The following is a 19,941-nucleotide window of genomic DNA, read 5'->3' as shown; positions in this document are numbered from 1 at the left end:
TTGCGCCCTAGAAAATGGTCTTGCTGGTTTTCAGCAGGATATTGGTTTCCGTTACGTTGATGCCGTCGACCAGACGGATGCGCCGCAGCGTCTCGTCGAAGGACACGAGATCCCGGTCTTCGAGTTCGGCGATGAAATCCCATTTGCCATTGGTGCTGTGCAAGGCGCGCACCTGAGGCAACCCGCGCAGCTGGTCGGCCACCTTGTCGGCCAGTTTGCCGAGAACCTCGATGAGAATGATGGCCCGGACGCCCGCCGAGCGCACCTCGTGCCCGGTCCGGATTGTGAAGGCCGCGATCGTGCCATTGGCAACAAGCCGGTCGATCCGCGCGGCAACGGTCGCCCGTGAAGCGCCCGTCATCGCTGCCAGAGATGATACCGGCGTTCTTGCATTGTGTCTGAGAGCGCTGAGCAGTTCCTGATCGAGGTCGTCCATGATTTTCACTTTGCTCGAATGGCGTGAGCAATTTGTACAATGTGGATTTTATTTTGGCAATTTTCCATCTTTTTGTCGCCGCGGCGATAGCCGAATATGCAGCTCGAAACTCGAAATCCGGAGCTTGGAATGGACGTTCAATCGCGCGCAGTCACCCTCATTGGCGTTCCGTTGGAAGAAGGCTCCGGCCGCAGGGGCGCCGCAATGGGCCCGGCAGCACTTCGCATCGCAGGGATCGACCAGACGCTCATCGAGCTTGGTCATGACGTCAAGGACGACGGCGACCTGCAGATCGTGCCGGCTCGCGACCTGCCCAATCATCCGAAAGCCCACAATCTGCGGATCATCGGCGCGTTCACCCGGGCGCTGGAAGCGAGCACCTATGAAGCGGCCGCTGCCGGCCGCCTTCCGCTGATCCTTGGCGGCGATCACGCCCTGTCTATGGGCAGCGTATCCGGCATGGCACGCTATGCCGCCGAACAGGGCCGCCCGCTCTTCGTCATCTGGCTCGACGCTCACTCGGATTTCAACTCGCCGGAAACCTCGCCCTCCGGCAATATTCACGGCATGCCGGTCGCGTTTTTCACCGGTCAGGCAGATCTCTCCGAAGTTCTTCCGAAGGCCCGGCCGCTGGTCGATCCGCGCAACGTCTTTCAGGTCGGCATCCGCTCGGTCGATGCGCCCGAACGCGAGCTGATCAAGAAGCACGGCGTCAACGTCTTCGACATGCGCTCGATCGACGAACAGGGTATCGCGCCGATCATGCGGCAGATCCTTGCTGCGGTGGAAGAAGCCAACGGCCTCCTGCATGTCAGCCTTGATGTCGATTTCCTCGACCCCGATATTGCACCGGGCGTCGGAACGACTGTGCCGGGCGGAGCGACATTCCGCGAAGCGCACCTCGTCATGGAGATGCTCTGCGACAGCGGCCTCGTATCGTCGCTCGATCTCGTCGAACTCAATCCGTTTCTGGACGATCGCGGCAAGAGCGCCCGCGTTCTTGTCGAACTGACCGCCAGCCTTTTCGGCCGCCGTATCTTCGATCGTCCGACTCGCGCCGCCTAATCCGAGGGAACCCAGCCATGAACGCATCTGAAAACCTGATCGCCACCGAACAGCGGCTTGGCGCCCATAACTACAAGCCGCTCGACGTCGTGCTGACCCGCGGAGAAGGCGTTTACGTCTGGGATACCGACGGCAACCGCTATCTCGATTGCCTCTCGGCCTACTCCGCCGTGAACCAGGGTCATTGCCATCCGAAGATCCTGGCCGCGATGGTCGAACAGGCCGGCAAGCTGACACTCACCTCCCGCGCCTTCCGCAACGACCAGCTGGCCCATCTCTATGAAGAGCTCGCGGCACTGACCGGATCGCACAAGATCCTGCCGATGAATTCCGGTGCCGAAGCCGTCGAGACGGCGATCAAGGCTGTGCGCAAATGGGGCTACGAGGTGAAGGGCGTGCCGGAGGGCAAGGCAGAGATCATCGTCTGCTCCGACAATTTCCACGGCCGGACGCTCAGCATCATCAGCTTCTCCACCGACCCGGATGCACGCACCGGCTTCGGACCCTATACGCCGGGCTTCCGCACCATTCCCTTCGGCGATGCCGATGCCTTTGCTGCGGCGATCAACGAAAACACCGTCGGCGCGCTGATCGAGCCGATCCAGGGCGAGGCCGGCGTCATCATTCCTCCGGCCGGTTATTTCAAGCGCGTCCGCGAGCTCTGCACTACGCACAACGTCACGCTGATCCTCGACGAGATCCAGACCGGTCTCGGCCGCACCGGGAAGCTGCTTGCAGAAGAACACGAAGGCATCGAAGCCGACGTGACGCTGATCGGCAAGGCGCTCTCCGGTGGTTTCTATCCGGTGTCCGCCGTTCTTTCGAATACCGAGGTCCTTGGCGTCCTTAAGCCCGGTCAGCACGGCTCCACCTTTGGCGGCAATCCGCTCGCCTGCGCCGTTGCCCGCACCGCGCTCAAGGTGCTCACTGAGGAGGGCATGATTGAGAATGCCGAGAAGATGGGTAACTATTTCCTCGAAGGTCTGCGCTCCATCCGCTCGAACATCGTCAAGGACGTACGTGGCCGCGGCCTGATGCTGGCGATCGAGCTCGAGCCCGAAGCAGGTGGCGCGCGTCAGTATTGCTACGCTCTCAAGGAGCGCGGTCTGCTCGCCAAGGATACACACGAGCACACGATCCGCCTCGCTCCGCCGCTGGTCATCACCAAGGACCAGGTCGAATGGGCCGTCTCCGAAATCGAGAAGACAATTACCTGAGGTGAGCGGCCTCTTCGGAGGCCGCAACCAACACGAAGTATGTTTGCGTGAACTCACGCATTAAACGCTAATATACATCAGTATATTCAGTCAGTTACTCATTTTTAATCTAACTAATCATATTATTTCAGCAGAAACACCCGGGCGTATTGTGGGGGCAGCGTCCGGGTTTTCAGCTTTATTTGAGATCTGACCTGCCGCATCGAATGCGCCGCAGGCGCGGCGATCTGTGTGCCTGTTTTTGGCAATCGCCCTCGCCCCGCACCGCTTTGGAGTGCTGCAGTCCTTAGAGGGACGACGATGCCGCTATTTTCAGTTATTTCAGGTTCCGACGCCAAGGCCATGTTCTCGGCGCTCAACAAATCGCAGGCCGTGATCGAATTCGACCTGCAGGGCAATATTCTGACGGCCAACGAAAACTTTTGCCGGACGCTCGGCTACGACCTTTCGGAGATCGCCGGCAAACACCACCGGATATTCTGCGATCCTGACTATGTCGCGTCTGCGGCCTACAAGGATTTCTGGGCCAAGCTCGGCAAGGGCCAGTTCGATTCCGGCGAATACCGCCGCATCGGCAAGGGCGGCCGGGACGTCTGGATTCAGGCGACCTACAATCCCCTGCTCTCCAACGGCAAGCCTTACAAGATCGTCAAGTTCGCAACTGACGTGACCGCGGCCAAGCTCGATTCGGCAAATGCCATCGGCAAGATCGAAGCGATCTCCCGGGCACAGGCCGTCATCGAGTTTACCCCGTCCGGCGAGATCTTGACCGCAAACGGCAACTTCCTTTCCGTCCTCGGCTACAGCCTGGAGGAAATCCGCGGAAAGCATCACAGCATGTTCTGCGAAACGGCCTATACGGCCTCGCCTGCCTACCGCGAATTCTGGACCAAGCTTGCCGCCGGCCAGTTCGTTGCCGAAGAGTTCAAGCGGGTCGGCAAGGGCGGTAAAGTCGTCTGGATCCAGGCGTCCTACAACCCGATCTTCGACATGAACGGTCGCGTCTTCAAGGTTGTCAAGTTTGCGACCGATATCACCAGCCGCGTGCAGGCCGTCGATGAGCTCGGCGAAGGACTGACGCGCCTTGCCGCCGGCGACCTGACCGGCGCCATTGAGACCCCATTCCTTCCGGCTCTCGACAAGGTTCGCGTCGATTTCAACAGCGCTGTCGAACGTCTGAGCGGCGCCATGCGCACCGTTGCTGAAAACACCGATGCCATCGCGCACGGTTCCCGCGAAATGACGACCGCTGCCGGCGAATTGTCCAGACGGACGGAGCGGCAGGCAGCAACCGTTGAGGAGACAGCCGCCGCCCTTGAGCAGATCACCCAGACAGTGGCCGACAGCGCCAAGCGCGCCGGTGAGGCTGGCGACCTGGTGGCCAAGACGAAGCTTGGCGCCGGCCATTCCGGCAGCATCGTCCGCAAGGCGATCGGCGCCATGGATCAGATCGCCAATTCGTCGCGCGAGATCAGCAACATCATCAGCGTCATCGACGAAATCGCGTTCCAGACCAATCTTTTGGCCCTGAATGCCGGTGTCGAGGCTGCCCGTGCCGGCGAAGCTGGCAAGGGGTTTGCTGTTGTCGCGCAGGAAGTCCGCGAACTCGCCCAACGCTCGGCAAACGCGGCAAAGGAGATCAAGACGCTGATCACCGCCTCGTCCGAACACGTCAAGAGCGGCGTAACGCTGGTCGGTGAAACCGGCAGCGCTCTGGAAGAGATCGTCTCGCAGGTCACCGAGATCGACGGCAATGTCGTGGCGATCGTTACAGCTGCCCGCGAGCAGTCCACCGGGCTGACGGAGATCAACAAGGCCGTCAACGCAATGGACCAGGTCACGCAGGACAATGCCTCTATGGTCGAGGAGACCACGGCTGCCAGCGGCAAACTCTCGAAGGAAGCCGAAAACCTCCGGGTGCTGCTGTCGCAATTTAGATTTGCGCAACACTCTTTCGCTAAGCTCAACACCAAAGCCACAGAAGCGCCTGCCACACGCGCAACGCCACGTGGTCAACGCGTAACGAATGTTCGCGCCAATGGCGGCGCAGCCGCTCTGGCTTACGAGAATTGGGAAGATTTCTAATGAGCACCATTAATTCCAATAGTTTCAGTGGCGACACACTCGAGATCATTGCCTTCCGGCTGCACGATCAGGAATTCTGCGTGAAGACGACGACCATCCGCGAAATCCGTGGCTGGGCGCCCTCCACCCCGATCCCGCATGCACCATCGGATGTCATCGGAGTGATGAACCTGCGCGGCTCGGTAATCCCGATCATCGACCTTGCCTACAAGCTTGGTATGAAGAGCACGGTCGCCAATGAACGCAGCGCCATCGTTGTTGCCGAAGTCCACAGCATGGTCATCGGCATGCTCGTCGACCGCGTCTCGGACATCCTGACGATTTCTTCCGGCCAGGTTCAGCCCGTTCCTGAGGTCACCGCCTCCTTCGATCGCGCCTATTGCGAAGGTATCATCGCCTCCGAAAACGGCATGATCTGCTTCCTGAACCTCGCGAAAATGTTCAAGGAAAGCGAAGCCGAAGAACTCGTTGCCGCCTAACGGAAGGCAGCGCCACACGAAATCAAAGCCGCCGTCGAGGCGGCTTTTTTGTGCCCAGTAGAAATCACCCATAAGAACTTGGCGTAAAAACAAATCTTATTAGCAATCTCTTTTATACCCTAAATTAACCTTCGCACCATCATCATGGGTTGCGAACTGACAGTATTACGATTTCTGATAGTTGCGATTTTCGCGTATAGCGCGATTAATCCGGCCTCAAATCCAAAAGCTGTAAGTTCATCAACTTTGCCTGGCGAGGGCGTCGGCACATGATTGGGGAACGGGGATGCTGGGTTTATCTTCCGATGCAAAATACATTCTTGATGCCATTTCGAAATCTCAAGCCGTTATCGAATTTGATCTGAAAGGCAATGTCCTGAAGGCCAACGAGAACTTCTGCCGGGCGCTCGGCTACAGTCTCGATGAGATCACCGGCAAACATCACAGCATGTTCTGCGATCCGGCCTTGGTGGCAACCGCGGAATACCGCGATTTCTGGACCCGGCTTGGCCGCGGCGAACATGATGCTGGCGCTTACAAGCGGCTGGCAAAGGGCGGCCGTGAGATCTGGATCCAGGCAACCTATAATCCCGTGCTCAAGGGCGGAAAGCCCTTCAAGGTCGTCAAGTTTGCCACCGACATCACCGCGGCCAAGCGTCAGGCGATCGACGACGCCGGCAAGCTCGATGCGATCTCCCGGTCTCAGGCCGTCATCGAATTCAAGCCGAACGGCGAGATCCTGACGGCCAACGAGAATTTCTGTAAAGGCCTGGGCTACAGCCTCTCCGAAATCGCTGGAAGGCATCACAGCATGTTCTGCGATCCCGCCTATGCCCGCACCGAAGACTATGCCAATTTCTGGCGGCGGCTGGCAGGCGGCGAGTTCATCGCCAACGAGTTCGTTCGTTATGGCAAGGGCGGCAAGGAAATCTGGATCCAGGCCGCCTACAACCCGATCATCGGCGCCGATGGCCGTGTCTACAAGGTCGTCAAGTTCGCCACCGACGTGACCGAGCGAATGAGCGCGATCAGCCAGCTCGGCAGCGCTTTGAAACATCTCGCGGAGGGCGACCTGACGCAGACGGTCAATACCGCCTTCGTCCCATCGATGGAGCAATTGCGCCACGATTTCAACACTGCGCTGGAAAAGCTGCGGGATACGATGGTGACGATCGGCGAGAACACGGCCGCGATCGCCGCCGGGTCTCACGAGATCGGTGCTGCAGCCGATTCCTTCTCGAAACGCACGGAACAGCAGGCCGCGTCCATTGAAGAGACGGCCGCCGCACTGGAGCAGATCACCACCACCGTCAACGACTCCAGCCACCGCGCTGGCGAGGCCGGTCAGCTCGTGGCCAAGACGAAGCATGGCGCCGAGCAATCCGGTATCGTCGTGCGCAATGCAGTCTCGGCGATGGGGCAGATCGAGCAGTCGTCCCGCGAGATCACCAACATCATCGGCGTCATCGACGATATCGCCTTCCAGACCAATCTGCTGGCGCTGAATGCCGGTGTCGAGGCCGCACGCGCCGGGGAAGCCGGCAAGGGCTTTGCCGTCGTCGCCCAGGAAGTGCGCGAACTCGCCCAGCGCTCGGCAAGTGCTGCCAAGGAAATCAAGGCGCTGATCAACCAGTCCAGCGAGTTCGTCAAGAATGGCGTCGATCTCGTCGGCCAGACTGGCCGGGCGCTCGAAGAGATCGTCAGCCAGGTGGCCGACATCAATACCAATGTCGCGGCCATCGTCGAAGGATCACGCGAACAAGCGACAGGCATCAAGGAAATCAATCAGGCTGTCAATTCGATGGACCAGGCGACACAACAGAATGCCGCCATGGTCGAGGAAAGCACCGCAGCAAGCCACAAGCTGACCTCCGAGGCAGAGGTGCTCAGAGCCCTGCTCAGCCAGTTCCGCCTCGGCAACGAGATGCAGCATCGTCCAGCTGCGAGACATACCTCTCCGGCTCTGCAGCTTGTCTCCCGTGTTGCCAGAGCGCACGGTTCAGCCGCACCGGCCGCCGACAACTGGGAAGAATTCTGATCTCCACTCAGGCACACCTGCACTCCGGCCCTGCTTGCAGGGCCGGTTTTTCTTTGCATCTCTGCAAGCAAGGCGTGCTGCCAAAATCAGCCGGCGCCCCTAATTTTTGATTGAATTAGAATATCATCATAGATAAGCATCGATTTGACGCCTCGCCCTTCGCACCTATTCTACGAGAATAGCCACATATGCTTTCAGGCAAGGAAATTCTCCGAAATCACAATGAAAACAATCACTATAGAATTCGGTACTTTCCAGAAATTACGCAATAGAAAATATTATAGACGCAGTCTTGCCGATTTCGTTTACAGATTCTTAGCTGTACAAGTAGTCAGAACCAACCTTAGCGCGAAACTCCTACACAATATTAGAATCTACGTATATTCTGATACTGTATCGATCGGAGACCTGATAACCACTTTTGGTTGCTGCTATCCGATACGGAAAGCGCGCGCTTCCGATTTTGATTTCCAAGCCTGGGCATGGGGTCCTGGCGGAATCGCTTTTGGAGGTTGGAAATGCAGTATCACAAATCGGCTATCACTGTACTCGCCATCAGCTGTGCAGCGTTGATCATGCCGTCCCAGGCTAGCACCGAAGGCCTTCTCGGCGGCCTCGGAAACGCCCTCAGCGGCGGCTCCAAGAGCAGTACGAGCAGCGGGAGTACAAGCAGCGGCAGCAAAAGCAGTGGCGGCGGCGGTCTTAGCATAGGCGGTAGCAACGGCGTCAGCATCGGCAACAATGGCGGGCGCGGCCTCAGCGCGTCCATCGGTGGCTCCAGCGGCGTCAATGCCAGCGTCGGCGGCACATCGAAGGGTGGGCTTGGCGTCAACGCATCCGTTGGCGGATCCGGCGGCATCAATAGCAAGACGAGCATCGGCGGCGGAACAAAGGGGCTCGGAGTCGGCACGACAGCAAGCGTCGGCGGCAGCAAAGGTCTGAATGCTGACGTCAATGCCAATGTCGGCGGCAGCGGCCTCGTCAGCGCCAGGGCGAAAGCTGGTTTGGGCGGCAACACGCTGGTCGATATCGCCCTCGGTGTGCCCGGTATCGATCCGGATGATCCGACTGGCCCTAACGGTCCCAATGGGCCGAACGGGCCGAATGGTCCCAATGGCCCTCGTGGTCTGAATGGGCCGTCCTACTCCTACAATGACATGTCGGCAGCCGAGCGTGCCAAGGTAAAGCTTCGCTGCCGGGACATTCTCGGCTCGGGCGGCTACGAGGCAAGCCTCGTCAAGCTCTGCCGCATGGTCATCGCGATGCGCTGACCTCCTCCCCCGGGACCGTGTCCGGCGCGAGAGGCCGGATGCGGCCCTGGTGGTGAAAGCGCCCCACTCCGGAATTCGCGCCTCTCCCCAGAGGCGCCTTTTTCATGAGAAAGGCACGCGCTGAGACGCGTGCCTTTCCTTATATCCACCAAGGTTCCGATCAGCCGAACAAGGCAAACGTCGCCTTCAACGTTACCCAGACGCCCCACAGCAGCGGAATGCCGACGACGGCCCAGGCCAGAGCTGCCTTGCCATCGAAGCCGCCTCTGCCAATGCCGAACGAGCCGCTCGGTCCAGCGCTTGCGGCAGCCGATTTCGCCTGCAGCGATGCCACTTCTGCGTCCGACATGAACCACTTGTCGGCAAGCGGCCGGACGAAGAGGTTGGCGATCAGGCCGAGTGCCAGCATACCAGCCAGGATATACATCGTGCCGGTATAGAGCGCCGGTCCAGGCGCCACGCCCGCCGAGATCTGCGCCTCGCGGATGTAATTGACGACCACAGGACCGACGATACCGGCGGTAGCCCATGCGGTAAGCAGACGGCCATGTATGGCGCCGACGAACTGCGTACCGAAGATATCGGCGAGATAGGCCGGGATTGTCGCGAAACCGCCGCCATACATCGACAGGATGATGCCGAAGGCCAGAACGAAGAGTGCCTTGTTGCCCATGTCGGCGAGCGTCGGCGCCACAGCGTAGAGAACAATACCAAGCAGGAAGAACGTATAATAGGTGTTCTTGCGGCCGATCTTGTCCGACAGAGAGGCCCAGAAGAAGCGTCCGCCGATATTGAAGAGCGAGAGCAGACCGGCAAAGCCCGCCGCGATCGTTGCGATCGATGCTTTCTGGCCCGCATCGAGTTGCGCGAAGCCGACGTCAGGCAGACCGATCAGCGAACCGGCAAAGATTTCCTGCAGCATCGGCGATGCCATGCCGATAACGCCGATACCAGCAGAGACGTTGAGGCAGAGAACCGCCCAGATCAGCCAGAACTGCTTGGTCTTGTGCGCATCGCGCAGGTGCACGTGCTTGGTGGTGATCATGCTGCTCTTGGCAGCAGGGGCCGTCCAGCCCTCAGGACGCCAGCCGGCCGGCGGAATGCGGTAGCCGAAGGCACCGCCCATCATGAAGACGAAGTAGATGACGGCCATGACCACGAAGGTCTGCCAGACACCGACCGACGTGTCGGTCTTGAAGTAGTTCATCAGCAGATTTGCGAGCGGAGCGCCGATCATCGCGCCGCCGCCGAAGCCCATGATCGCCATGCCGGTCGCCATACCGCGACGGTCCGGGAACCACTTGATCAGCGTCGAAACCGGCGAGATATAGCCGAGACCGAGGCCGATACCGCCGATCACACCGGCACCGAGCCACATCAGCCAGAGCTGATGGGTCATGACGCCGACGGCAGCGACGAGAATACCGCCGCACCAGCAGCAGGCGGAAACGAAACCGGCCTTGCGCGGACCGACCCGCTCAAGCCAGCCGCCCCAGATGGCCGCAGAGCAGCCGAGGAGCACGAAGAACAGCGTATAGATCCAGCCGAGATCGGCAACGCGCCAGTCGCAGGTCGTGGTGAAAAGGGCCGAAGCCAGCGTCAGATCCGGGCAGGCCGTCGAGGTGCTGATCCCCAGCGATTTCGACAGCGGCAGCCAGAACACGCTGAAGCCGTATGCCATGCCGATGCACAGATGAATGGCGAGTGCGGCTGGCGGCACGAGCCACCGGTTGAAGCCCGGCTGCGCAATAATTCGCTCACGATCAAGCAGGCCAGCGCCCGCCAGTACCCCTGCTCCTGATGTATCCGCTGCGGTCATGAATGAGTTCCTCCTGGATCTGACCTTGCTGCCATGAATCGCGCTCGAACAGGCAAAAACAACCTGCGTCCCCCTCGCGCGAAACGATGTTTAGTGCCGGATAGGCTCCGCCGGCTCGGGCTTGCGGATCAGGGAAGAGGCCTCGATCACCAAGGGATCGAATCCATTGTTTTCCTGTTCCAGAATTTCAAAAAACTGCCGCCGCATACGCGGCTCCCAAAATTTATTGATATGTGTTGCGACGCCCTCGACAGCTTCGCTGGCGGGCTGGGTCTTGAAAAAAGTGGCTATCTGATTGGCCATGTAGACGAGCTTGGAACGCGTATCATGCGACATCGGCGATGCTTTCCGGCGAAATGCGGTGGGGATGGGTGAAAATCTCGAAATCATCGCCACGAACCAGGGCAACGAGCGTCATGCCGGCGTCCTCGGCCGTGCGGATGGCGAGTGCCGTCGGCGCCGAAATCGCAATCAGGATCGATGCGCCCAGAATTGCCGTCTTCTGCACCATCTCGACGGATATACGGCTGGTGACGACTACGGCACCGCCGATGCCGGTATTGCCCGACCGGATCACGGCGCCGCAAAGCTTATCCAGCGCATTGTGCCGCCCGACATCCTCACGAACGGCCGAGAGCCCCTGCCCAGGAATATAGAAGCCTGCGCCATGGACGGCACGGGTTTCGCGATGCAGCGGCTGCGCCTCGTTTAGCAGGTTTGCAGCGCGCACAATATCGCCGTGCGTCAGTGCCAAGAGAGAACCGGAAACATCCGGCACCTTGCGAACGGCCTGCTCGATCGATTCGATACCGCAAAGCCCGCACCCGACGGGTCCAGCCATGCTGCGGCGCCGGGCGCGCAGAGCGTCTTCGACATCATCCGCGAGCATGATCTGCACATCGATGCCGATCTCGCTATCGACGGTCTCGATCGAGGAAATCTGCGCCATCGAACTGATGATCCCCTCCGTCAGGCTGAAGCCCACGGCGAAATCCTCAAGATCATCGGGCGTCGCCATCATAACGGCATGCGAACTGCCGCCATAGGAAAAGGCGATCGGCACCTCCTCCGGCACGATGCGCTCGCCCGGCATCACCACACCGCCCTTGCGGGCGATGCGGCTGACGGGGAGGCGTGTGTGCCGTTCGGACATTATTCCGCGGCCTCCATCTTGCCGGAGATACGGCGGCTCTGGCGGGCCTGCTCGTCATATTCGAGCTGCCACTCGGTCGGCCCGTTGGAGGGCGAAACCTGCACCGCCGTCACCTTGTATTCCGGGCAGTTGGTCGCCCAGTCGGAGAAATCGGTGGTGATAACGTTGGCCTGCGTTGTCGGGTGATGGAAGGTCGTATAGACGACACCGGGCGCAACGCGCTCGGTGATCAGCGACCGCAGTGTCGTATCACCGGAGCGGCTCTGCAGCTTGATCCAGTCGCCATCGCGGATGCCGCGCTGTTCTGCATCGTGCGGATGGATTTCCAGCCGGTCTTCCGCGTGCCAGGCAACGTTCTCGGTGCGGCGCGTCTGCGCTCCCACATTATACTGGCTGAGAATACGGCCGGTGGTGAGCAGCAGCGGAAAGCGCGGGCCGGTGCGTTCGTCGGTCGCTACATATTCCGTGCGGATAAACTTGCCCTTGCCGCGAACGAAGCCATCGACATGCATGATCGGCGATCCCTCGGGATGCTTCTCGTTGCACGGCCACTGAACCGAGCCCATCTTTTCCAGATAGTCGTAGGACACCATCGCGAAGCTCGGCGTACTCGCCGCGATCTCGTCCATGATCTCGGACGGATGCTTGTAGTTCCAGTTCAGACCCATCGCTTGGGCGAGCTTCTGCGTCACTTCCCAGTCGGCATAGCCGTTCTTAGGGGTCATCACCTTGCGCACGCGGTTGATGCGCCGCTCTGCATTGGTGAAGGTTCCGTCCTTCTCCAGGAAGGTCGAGCCCGGCAGGAAGACATGCGCGTAGTTGGCAGTCTCGTTGAGGAAGAGATCCTGGACGACGACACATTCCATCGCCGCCAGACCGGCCGCGACATGCTTGGTATCCGGATCCGATTGCAGGATGTCCTCACCCTGGATGTAGAGCCCCTTGAAGGTGCCATCCACAGCCGCATCCAGCATGTTCGGAATGCGCAGGCCCGGCTCGTTGTTGAGCTTTACGCCCCACAGCTTTTCGAAGACATCGCGCGTCGCATCGTCGGAGATATGGCGATAGCCCGGCAGCTCGTGCGGGAACGATCCCATGTCGCAGGAGCCCTGCACATTGTTCTGGCCGCGCAGCGGGTTCACGCCGACCCCTTCGCGGCCGATATTGCCTGTTACCATCGCCAGGTTGGCGATCGCCATCACGGTCGTCGAACCCTGGCTGTGTTCGGTAACGCCGAGGCCGTAATAGATCGCGCCATTGCCGCCGAGTGCATAAAGCCTGGCCGCGCCGCGCAGATCGGCAGCGGGAACGCCGGTGAACTTCTCGGTCTCCTCGGGGCTGTGCTGCGGCTCCGAAACGAAGGCCGCCCAATCCTCAAATTCCGACCAGTCGCAACGCTCGCGAATGAATCGCTCGTTGAACAGACCTTCGGTGACGATGACATGCGCCAGCGCCGTCATGACGGCAACGTTGGTGCCCGGTCTCAGCGGCAGATGATAGGCCGCCTCGACATGCGGCGTGCGCACCAGATCGATGCGGCGCGGATCGATGACGATCAGCTTGGCACCCTGACGCAACCGCTTCTTGAGCCGCGAGCCGAAGACCGGATGACCATCCGTCGGGTTCGCACCAATGACGACCACGACGTCGGAATGCTCGACGCTGTCGAAATTCTGCGTACCGGCCGAGGTGCCGAAAGCCTGTCCCAGACCATAGCCGGTCGGCGAATGGCAGACGCGGGCACAGGTATCGACATTGTTATTGCCGAAGCCGGCCCGGATCAGCTTCTGAACGAGGAAGGTCTCCTCGTTGGTGCAGCGCGACGACGTGATGCCGCCAACCGCTTCGCGGCCATACTGATATTGGATGCGCTTGAACTCGGAAGCGACATGCGCATAGGCCTCGTCCCAGGTGACTTCCCGCCACGGATCCGAGACCTTCTCGCGGATCATAGGGTTGAGGATGCGATCCTTGTGGGTCGAATAGCCATAGGCGAAGCGGCCCTTGACGCAGGAATGCCCGCGGTTTGCCTGACCATCCTTCCACGGCACCATGCGCACCAGCTCTTCGCCGCGCATTTCCGCCTTGAACGAGCAGCCGACGCCGCAATAGGCGCAGGTGGTGACCGCCGAATGCTCCGGCTGGCCGATCTCGATGACCGACTTCTCCGTCAGCGTCGCCGTCGGGCAGGCCTGCACGCAGGCGCCGCAGGAGACGCATTCCGAATCAAGGAAATGCTCATGCATGCCGGGCGAAACGCGCGAGCCGAAACCGCGGCCTTCGATCGTCAGCGCGAAGGTGCCTTGCACCTCTTCGCAGGCCCGCACACAGCGCGAGCAGACGATGCATTTCGACGGGTCATAGGTGAAATACGGGTTCGACTCGTCCTTCGGCATCCATTTCAGATTGATCTCGCCATTGCTGCGCGCCTTGACGTGATTATCGCCTTCATAGCCATAGCGAACGTCACGCAGGCCGACGGCACCCGCCATGTCCTGCAATTCGCAATCGCCGTTGGCGGCACAGGTGAGACAGTCGAGCGGGTGGTCGGAGATATAGAGCTCCATCACCCCACGGCGGATATCCTTGAGCCGCCCCGTCTGCGTATGAACGACGAGACCCGACGCAACCGGCGTCGTACAGGAGGCCGGCGTGCCGTTGCGTCCTTCGATCTCGACGAGACAGAGACGGCAGGAGCCGAAAGCATCGACCATATCTGTAGCGCAAAGCTTCGGAACCTGGATCCCTGCCTCCATCGACGCACGCATGATCGAGGTGCCCTCGGGCACGGTGATCTCGCGGCCATCGATGGTCAGCGTCACCATCGCTTCGGATTTCGAAGCCGGCGTTCCGTAGTCAATTTCATGAACGAGAGACATGGGTCTTTACTCCGCCGCTTCGATAAGGGGTGTTGGAGCGAAATCGTCCGGGAAGTGCGTCATCGCACTCATCACCGGATATGGGGTGAAGCCGCCCAGCGCACAGAGCGAGCCGAATTTCATCGTGTTGCAGAGATCGGTGAGCAGCGCCCGGTTCTTCTCCGGTTCGATCCCCTGGGCAATCTTGTCTGCCGTCTCGACGCCGCGCGTCGAGCCGATACGACAGGGCGTGCACTTGCCGCAGCTTTCGACCGCGCAGAACTCCATCGCGAACCGCGCCTGCTTCAGCATGTCGGCGCTGTCGTCAAAGACGACGACACCCGCATGGCCGATCAGACCATCTCTGGCGGCGAAAGCTTCGTAGTCGAACGGCGTATCGAACAGCGCCCGCGGGAAATAAGCCCCAAGGGGACCGCCGACCTGAACCGCCTTGACCGGGCGTCCGCTCGCGGTGCCGCCACCGATCCTGTCGATGATGTCGCCGAGCGATAGGCCGAAGGCCGTCTCGTAGAGACCGCCATGCTTGACGTTTCCGGCGATCTGCAGCGGGATCGTGCCGCGCGAGCGGCCCATGCCGAAATCACGGTAGAAGGCTGCACCCTTGTCGAGAATGACAGGTACCGATGCCAACGAAATGACGTTGTTAATGACGGTCGGAGACGCAAACAGGCCCTTGTGAGCAGGCAGCGGCGGTTTGGCGCGTACGACACCGCGCTTGCCTTCCAGGCTGTTCAGCAGCGCCGTTTCCTCGCCGCACACATAGGCACCGGCGCCCATGCGCACTTCGATATCGAAGGCCTTGCCAGAGCCCATGACCGACGGACCGAGCACCCCAGCCTTGCGGGCGATCTCGACCGCCTCGGTCATCGCCGCGATCGCATGCGGATATTCCGAGCGGGTGTAGACAAAGCCCTTGGTGGCGCCTGTCGCAAGCCCGGCAATTGCCATCCCCTCGATCAGCACGAAGGGATCGCCTTCCATGATCATCCGGTCGGCAAAGGTACCGCTATCGCCTTCGTCAGCATTGCAGACGATATATTTGCGAGGACCCGAAGCGTCGAGAACCGTCTTCCACTTGATACCGGTCGGAAAGCCAGCGCCACCACGGCCACGCAACCCTGAATCGGTGACTTCCTTGACGATATCAGCAGGCGCTATGGCGACAGCCCGCTTAAGCCCGGCAAGACCGCCGTGCGCTTCATAATCTTCGAGTGACAGAGGATCGGTGATGCCGCAGCGGGCAAAGGTCAATCGGGTCTGTTCCTTGAGGAATGGGAGGCTTTCGACCTCCCCAAGACAGAGCGCGTGATCGCCGCCGGAGACCAGACCGGCCTCGAACAAGCCCTCGACGTCCTTGGACTTCACCGGACCATAGCCGATACGCTTGCCTTCGATCTCGACTTCGACAAGCGGCTCCAGCCACAGCATGCCGCGCGAACCGTTGCGCACCAGCTTCACATCGAGGCCGCGAGCCGCAATCTGCGCGGCCACTTCCTTGGCAACCTTGTCGGCGCCGAGCGAAAGCGCCGCCGCATCGCGGGGAACGAAAATCTTGACGGTCATCGCCGCACGTCCGCAACGAATTCGGCAACCGTCTCGTCATCGACGCGACCGTAAAGCTCGCCGTCCAGCATCGCCGCCGGTGCGCAGGCGCAGAGCCCGAGACAATAGACCGGCTCCAGCGTAACGTTGCCATCGAGCGTCGTCTGATGGAAATCGATACCCAAAAGCGACTTGACCCGCTCAGCCATGGCATCTCCGCCCATCGACTGACAGGCCTCGGCCCGACAGAGCTTCAGAACATGGCGCCCGGCCGGATGATCCCGGTAGTCATGATAGAAGGTCATCACGCCATGCACTTCGGCGCGCGACAGGTTCAGTTCGTGCGCGATGACAGGAAGGGCTTCCTGCGGCACATAACCGAACTCATCCTGGACTTCATGCAAGATAGGAAGAAGCGGACCTTCGAGAGACCGAAGGCTCGAGACGATCGCGCGCGTACGCGCGGCAATATCGCCGGTGGCGACATGGGCATTCATTTTGGCAGGCCTCCCAGGGCTTCCCGTTTCAGCCGCCACACCAGCCTCCCCCAGCTTGGTATGACATTGTGACAGGAAGTGTCTCAGGGAACATGCAGGCGATCAATAAAGCTGTTCCGTCGATTGATAGGTTTTTCCTATCGAAGATCTTCGCTCTCCGCGAGTATCCTTGCCTCATGCAACAGCGCAGAGACGAGTGGCGTGAACGGCTCGCGATGTGTCGCGACCAGACCGACAAGATGATCGGCCTCCGGCTCGACAATCGGGATCATGCGGATTTCAGCCGGAAAACCGAAGGATTCGGCCACATTCCGCGGCATGATGCTTGCCCAGCGGCCGGTGCGCACGTGAGAAAACAACACGATCATCGACCCTGACTCCAAAGTCGGATGCGCCGTCGCACCGGCCTCGGCCAGATGCCGGTTGATGATGCGGCGGTTCTGCATGTCCGCAGTCAATAGACAAAGCCGAAGATGGCCCACCTCGCGCCACGTCACAGTTTCGCGATCGGAAAGCGGACTGCCGGCAGCGGTAATCAGGTTGTAGCGCTCGGCGTAAAGCGGAACCGTCGTCACCCGCCCAAGCGGTTCGTTCTCCAGATAGGTGATCCCGGCATCGATCTCGAGATTTTCGAGCATGCTCAGAACCTGGAGCGAGTTGCGCGACACGATCGAAAACGTCACGTCGGGGTGCCGCTCCTGAAATGGCGTGGTGATCCGCGGCAGCATCGCAAGCGCAGTTGGAATGGAAGCGATCCGGAGATGACCGGAAAGCCCCTTGCGGGCGGTGCGCATCTCCTCGCGCATGGTGCGCGTGTCGCCGACGATGCGGCGCGCCCATTCCAGCACCCGCTGCCCCTCGGGTGTCAGCCCCTGGAAGCGCGAACCGCGCTGCACCAGCATGACGCCCAGCTGGTCCTCCAGCTGGCGGATCGCCGCCGAGAGCGTCGGCTGCGAAACGCCGCATTCCTCGGCCGCGCGGCCGAAATGCTTTTCATTGGCAAGGGCTATGAAGAATTCCAGCTTATCGATCATCCGGTCTCCCGCCGAACTTCCTGTTCAGGCATCTTTGGCCGGAGAACACACGCTTAGCAAGAGCGGCTATCGGGCCGCTGCGGCTCCAGGAAACAGCGCGAAAAGCGAATCCAGGAAGGAGGCGACACTCTCGTTTCCGAGGCTGTAATAGACGAGACGTCCCTCACGACGGGTATTGACCAGACCTTCCATCCGCAGTCGCGCCAGCTGCTGCGAGACCATCGCCTGCTGCACGCCGAGCAGCTCTTCGATCTCGCTGACGGTCTTTTCCTCTTCGGCAAGAATGCAGAGAATGAGGAGCCGCGTCTGGTGCGCCATTGCCTTGAGGAGGCTGCTTGCTTCATGAGCTTTCTCAGCAAGCTTCTTCAATTCCTGACCAGCTGTTCCCGGCGCAGTTGTAGGCAAAGGCATTCGGATTCTCTGATGGACGCGTTAGGACGGGCCCAAGCGATAGCATATTCGCACCGTTATACTGCGCAATTTTACTAAAATACCAAAAATAGTCCAAGTAAATCAGCAGATAAGCTGGCCGCCATTAATTTCCAAGACTTGGCCGGTGATGTAGCCGGAGAGTTCGGGCGCCGCCAGGAAAAGATAGGCAGGGGCGCAGTCCGCAGCGGTTCCGAGCCGCTGCAGCGGAATGGTTTTGCGGGTCTGCTCCAGCTTTTCGCGCGACGAATAACGCTCGTGGAAATCCGTCTCGATCGTCCCTGGCGACACGCAATTGACACGGATCGCATCGGGCGCAAGCTCGCGCGCCAACGCCTTGGAATAGGTGGAAACGAAGGCTTTCGAAGCCGAATAGATCGCCGATCCCGGACTGCCGCCGGTCAGGGCCGAAATCGACACGGTGTTGACGATCGCCGCGCCGTTGGCGGCCCGCAACGCCGGGATAAGCGCACGCGTCACCTCGACGACGGATGTCTGATTGAGCCGGGTGATCGCTTCATATTCGCTGTCGGTCAGCTCGCCTGCCGGAAACCGGCCAACCATCGTGCCCGCATTGTTGACCAGCACGTGGACGCTGCCGAACGCCCGAAGAACCTGATCCGCAAATTTTGCGGTACCGCCGGAAGCGGTAAAATCGCCAGCGATCAGCACCGCACGGCCGTCCGCTTCCGCAGCCGTCAGGAAGTCTGGCAGCTGCCGTTTGGTGCCCCGGCCGGTATGAACGGCAACGCGCGCACCGCAATCAAGAAATTGCCGGACGACTTCGAGGCCGATGCCGCGGCCCGCGCCGGTGACAACAACATTGCGGTTTTCGAAAAGCTTTGGATCAAACACGCGATGGCCCTCCCGGCGTCGGCTTTCAGTCGCCGATTGCGCAATTTTCGCTTTAACATATGATCGCAAAAAACGAAAGAAAGGGAGGCGCAGCATGTTTCTGTCCGGACGGCAGACCGAGATCCTCGATATCGCCAAGTCCGAGGGCCGCGTGCTGGTAGAAGATCTGGCGGCCCGTTTCTCGGTGACCCCGCAGACCATCCGCAAGGATCTCAACGATCTCTGCGACAGTCGTGTGCTGACCCGCATCCATGGCGGCGCGATCTTTCCGGGTGGCACGGAGAACGTCAAATACGAGGCACGGCGCTCGATCGCCGCCAACGAGAAGACGGCGATCGGCCGGGCAACCGCAGCCCTCATCCCCAACAATGCCTCTCTGTTCATCAATATCGGCACGACGACCGAAGCCGTTGGCGAAGCACTGATCGAGCATCATGAGCTGATGGTCATCACCAATAACATCAACGTCGCCAGCCGCTTGCGGCTCTTCCCCTCGATTGAGGTGGTGATCGCTGGCGGTGTCGTGCGCCATTCCGATGGCGGCATCGTCGGCGAGGCGGCCGTCGATTTCATCCGGCAGTTCAAAGTGGATTATGCCGTCATCGGCGCATCCGCGATCGATCCCGATGGCGCGCTGCTCGATTTCGACTACCGCGAAGTCAAGGTTGCCCAGGCAATCATGGCCAACGCCCGGCACGTGGTCCTGGTGGCCGATTCCACCAAGTTCGAGCGCACCGCGCCCGTCCGTATTGGCCATCTGTCGCAGGTCCACACCTTCGTCACCGACGAATGCCCTTTGGATTCACTCCGTCGCATCTGTTCCGAGGGCGCTATCAATCTGGTCGAAACCAACCGGAATGACAGCACCAAAGATTAAATCTTTGACCGTCGCAAAAGGTTCGTTTGACATTCACTTTCTTTCGTTTTAGCGCTTAACAAATTTCGTTTTTAAGCACTAAATCATTGGAGAACGTGTGTGAGCGGGCAGATCTTCGACCTATTCGTGATCGGCGGCGGTATCAACGGCTGCGGGATCGCCCGGGATGCGGCTGGCCGCGGCTATTCGGTGGCGCTGGCCGAGATGAACGACTTCGCCTCGGGCACGTCGTCGGGTGCCACCAAGCTCATCCATGGCGGTCTGC

At 60.2% G+C, this 19,941-nt stretch carries 18 protein-coding genes; 8 read left to right on the top strand and 10 right to left on the bottom strand.

Going from position 1 to position 19,941, the window contains the following annotated elements:
• Nucleotides 1–7: 7 nt before the first annotated feature.
• Nucleotides 8–436 (bottom strand): Lrp/AsnC family transcriptional regulator, encoded by a 429-nt coding sequence (locus AB4Z25_RS28155; protein ID WP_112385740.1) that lies wholly within the window; start codon nucleotides 434–436, stop codon nucleotides 8–10.
• A gap of 129 nt (nucleotides 437–565) precedes the next feature.
• Between AB4Z25_RS28155 and rocF the strand changes: the two genes are divergently transcribed.
• From rocF to AB4Z25_RS28125, 6 genes are all read left to right on the top strand, one after another.
• Complete coding sequence (rocF, locus tag AB4Z25_RS28150; protein ID WP_112517724.1) at nucleotides 566–1,501, top strand: arginase; 936 nt, start codon at nucleotides 566–568, stop codon at nucleotides 1,499–1,501.
• A 17-nt stretch (nucleotides 1,502–1,518) separates the two neighbouring features.
• The gene (gene rocD, locus AB4Z25_RS28145) at nucleotides 1,519–2,718 is read left to right on the top strand and encodes an ornithine--oxo-acid transaminase (RefSeq protein WP_112539066.1); all 1,200 of its coding nucleotides are present in this window, start codon (nucleotides 1,519–1,521) and stop codon (nucleotides 2,716–2,718) included.
• A gap of 300 nt (nucleotides 2,719–3,018) precedes the next feature.
• Nucleotides 3,019–4,803 (top strand): methyl-accepting chemotaxis protein, encoded by a 1,785-nt coding sequence (locus AB4Z25_RS28140; protein WP_442210352.1) that lies wholly within the window; start codon nucleotides 3,019–3,021, stop codon nucleotides 4,801–4,803.
• Complete coding sequence (locus AB4Z25_RS28135) at nucleotides 4,803–5,282, top strand: chemotaxis protein CheW (protein WP_112385744.1); 480 nt, start codon at nucleotides 4,803–4,805, stop codon at nucleotides 5,280–5,282. Before AB4Z25_RS28140 ends, AB4Z25_RS28135 begins: the two co-directional genes overlap by 1 nt.
• A 286-nt stretch (nucleotides 5,283–5,568) precedes the next feature.
• Entirely contained in the window at nucleotides 5,569–7,320 is a 1,752-nt protein-coding gene (locus AB4Z25_RS28130; protein WP_112539068.1) for a methyl-accepting chemotaxis protein, read from the top strand.
• A 518-nt stretch (nucleotides 7,321–7,838) separates the two neighbouring features.
• Nucleotides 7,839–8,591, top strand: coding sequence for a hypothetical protein (locus AB4Z25_RS28125; protein WP_112539069.1), 753 nt, complete (start codon nucleotides 7,839–7,841; stop codon nucleotides 8,589–8,591).
• Nucleotides 8,592–8,751: 160 nt separating this feature from the next.
• On the opposite strand, the gene AB4Z25_RS28120 is transcribed toward AB4Z25_RS28125, so the two are convergent.
• From AB4Z25_RS28120 to AB4Z25_RS28080, 9 genes are all read right to left on the bottom strand, one after another.
• On the bottom strand, nucleotides 8,752–10,410 hold the full coding sequence (locus tag AB4Z25_RS28120; RefSeq protein WP_112539070.1) for an OFA family MFS transporter: 1,659 nt from the start codon (nucleotides 10,408–10,410) through the stop codon (nucleotides 8,752–8,754).
• A gap of 90 nt (nucleotides 10,411–10,500) precedes the next feature.
• Nucleotides 10,501–10,746 (bottom strand): formate dehydrogenase subunit delta, encoded by a 246-nt coding sequence (locus tag AB4Z25_RS28115; RefSeq protein WP_112517730.1) that lies wholly within the window; start codon nucleotides 10,744–10,746, stop codon nucleotides 10,501–10,503.
• The gene (gene fdhD, locus AB4Z25_RS28110; RefSeq protein ID WP_442210425.1) at nucleotides 10,736–11,503 is read right to left on the bottom strand and encodes a formate dehydrogenase accessory sulfurtransferase FdhD; all 768 of its coding nucleotides are present in this window, start codon (nucleotides 11,501–11,503) and stop codon (nucleotides 10,736–10,738) included. Before fdhD ends, AB4Z25_RS28115 begins: the two co-directional genes overlap by 11 nt.
• Nucleotides 11,504–11,562: 59 nt before the next feature.
• On the bottom strand, nucleotides 11,563–14,442 hold the full coding sequence (fdhF, locus tag AB4Z25_RS28105) for a formate dehydrogenase subunit alpha (protein WP_112539072.1): 2,880 nt from the start codon (nucleotides 14,440–14,442) through the stop codon (nucleotides 11,563–11,565).
• Between the two features lie 6 nt (nucleotides 14,443–14,448).
• Entirely contained in the window at nucleotides 14,449–16,005 is a 1,557-nt protein-coding gene (locus tag AB4Z25_RS28100) for a formate dehydrogenase beta subunit (protein WP_112539073.1), read from the bottom strand.
• Nucleotides 16,002–16,481 carry a formate dehydrogenase subunit gamma gene (locus tag AB4Z25_RS28095; RefSeq protein WP_442210345.1) on the bottom strand — a complete coding sequence of 160 codons (480 nt, stop codon included), beginning with the start codon at nucleotides 16,479–16,481 and terminating at the stop codon, nucleotides 16,002–16,004. Before AB4Z25_RS28095 ends, AB4Z25_RS28100 begins: the two co-directional genes overlap by 4 nt.
• A gap of 137 nt (nucleotides 16,482–16,618) precedes the next feature.
• On the bottom strand, nucleotides 16,619–17,515 hold the full coding sequence (locus AB4Z25_RS28090) for a LysR family transcriptional regulator (RefSeq protein ID WP_112385753.1): 897 nt from the start codon (nucleotides 17,513–17,515) through the stop codon (nucleotides 16,619–16,621).
• 66 nt (nucleotides 17,516–17,581) lie between these two features.
• Nucleotides 17,582–17,926: an ArsR/SmtB family transcription factor gene (locus AB4Z25_RS28085; protein ID WP_112385754.1), complete on the bottom strand. Its 345-nt coding sequence runs from the start codon at nucleotides 17,924–17,926 to the stop codon at nucleotides 17,582–17,584.
• Nucleotides 17,927–18,028: 102 nt separating this feature from the next.
• Nucleotides 18,029–18,799: an SDR family oxidoreductase gene (locus AB4Z25_RS28080; RefSeq protein WP_112539075.1), complete on the bottom strand. Its 771-nt coding sequence runs from the start codon at nucleotides 18,797–18,799 to the stop codon at nucleotides 18,029–18,031.
• Nucleotides 18,800–18,893: 94 nt separating this feature from the next.
• Between AB4Z25_RS28080 and AB4Z25_RS28075 the strand changes: the two genes are divergently transcribed.
• Nucleotides 18,894–19,676 carry a DeoR/GlpR family DNA-binding transcription regulator gene (locus AB4Z25_RS28075; protein ID WP_112539076.1) on the top strand — a complete coding sequence of 261 codons (783 nt, stop codon included), beginning with the start codon at nucleotides 18,894–18,896 and terminating at the stop codon, nucleotides 19,674–19,676.
• A gap of 99 nt (nucleotides 19,677–19,775) precedes the next feature.
• Nucleotides 19,776–19,941, top strand: a 166-nt coding sequence (locus AB4Z25_RS28070; RefSeq protein ID WP_442210422.1) for an FAD-dependent oxidoreductase, incomplete at its 3' end; no start/stop codon positions are given.

Origin of the sequence: Rhizobium sp. RAF36 (genome assembly GCF_052114105.1) — a bacterium.
GTDB lineage: Bacteria > Pseudomonadota > Alphaproteobacteria > Rhizobiales > Rhizobiaceae > Rhizobium.
This window is presented reverse-complemented; position numbering and strand designations above follow the sequence as displayed.

Excerpts from the sequence above, each read along its gene's own strand:
- AB4Z25_RS28135 (WP_112385744.1), top strand. The coding sequence starts at position 4,803 with ATGAGCACCATTAATTCCAATAGTTTCAGTGGCGACACACTCGAGATC.
- AB4Z25_RS28120 (WP_112539070.1), bottom strand. The coding sequence starts at position 10,410 with ATGACCGCAGCGGATACATCAGGAGCAGGGGTACTGGCGGGCGCTGGC.
- fdhF (WP_112539072.1), bottom strand. The coding sequence starts at position 14,442 with ATGTCTCTCGTTCATGAAATTGACTACGGAACGCCGGCTTCGAAATCC.
- AB4Z25_RS28115 (WP_112517730.1), bottom strand. The coding sequence starts at position 10,746 with ATGTCGCATGATACGCGTTCCAAGCTCGTCTACATGGCCAATCAGATA.
- AB4Z25_RS28100 (WP_112539073.1), bottom strand. The coding sequence starts at position 16,005 with ATGACCGTCAAGATTTTCGTTCCCCGCGATGCGGCGGCGCTTTCGCTC.
- AB4Z25_RS28090 (WP_112385753.1), bottom strand. The coding sequence starts at position 17,515 with ATGATCGATAAGCTGGAATTCTTCATAGCCCTTGCCAATGAAAAGCAT.
- AB4Z25_RS28140 (WP_442210352.1), top strand. The coding sequence starts at position 3,019 with ATGCCGCTATTTTCAGTTATTTCAGGTTCCGACGCCAAGGCCATGTTC.
- AB4Z25_RS28085 (WP_112385754.1), bottom strand. The coding sequence starts at position 17,926 with ATGCCTTTGCCTACAACTGCGCCGGGAACAGCTGGTCAGGAATTGAAG.
- rocD (WP_112539066.1), top strand. The coding sequence starts at position 1,519 with ATGAACGCATCTGAAAACCTGATCGCCACCGAACAGCGGCTTGGCGCC.
- AB4Z25_RS28155 (WP_112385740.1), bottom strand. The coding sequence starts at position 436 with ATGGACGACCTCGATCAGGAACTGCTCAGCGCTCTCAGACACAATGCA.
- fdhD (WP_442210425.1), bottom strand. The coding sequence starts at position 11,503 with ATGCCGGGCGAGCGCATCGTGCCGGAGGAGGTGCCGATCGCCTTTTCC.
- AB4Z25_RS28095 (WP_442210345.1), bottom strand. The coding sequence starts at position 16,481 with ATGAATGCCCATGTCGCCACCGGCGATATTGCCGCGCGTACGCGCGCG.
- rocF (WP_112517724.1), top strand. The coding sequence starts at position 566 with ATGGACGTTCAATCGCGCGCAGTCACCCTCATTGGCGTTCCGTTGGAA.
- AB4Z25_RS28125 (WP_112539069.1), top strand. The coding sequence starts at position 7,839 with ATGCAGTATCACAAATCGGCTATCACTGTACTCGCCATCAGCTGTGCA.
- AB4Z25_RS28130 (WP_112539068.1), top strand. The coding sequence starts at position 5,569 with ATGCTGGGTTTATCTTCCGATGCAAAATACATTCTTGATGCCATTTCG.
- AB4Z25_RS28075 (WP_112539076.1), top strand. The coding sequence starts at position 18,894 with ATGTTTCTGTCCGGACGGCAGACCGAGATCCTCGATATCGCCAAGTCC.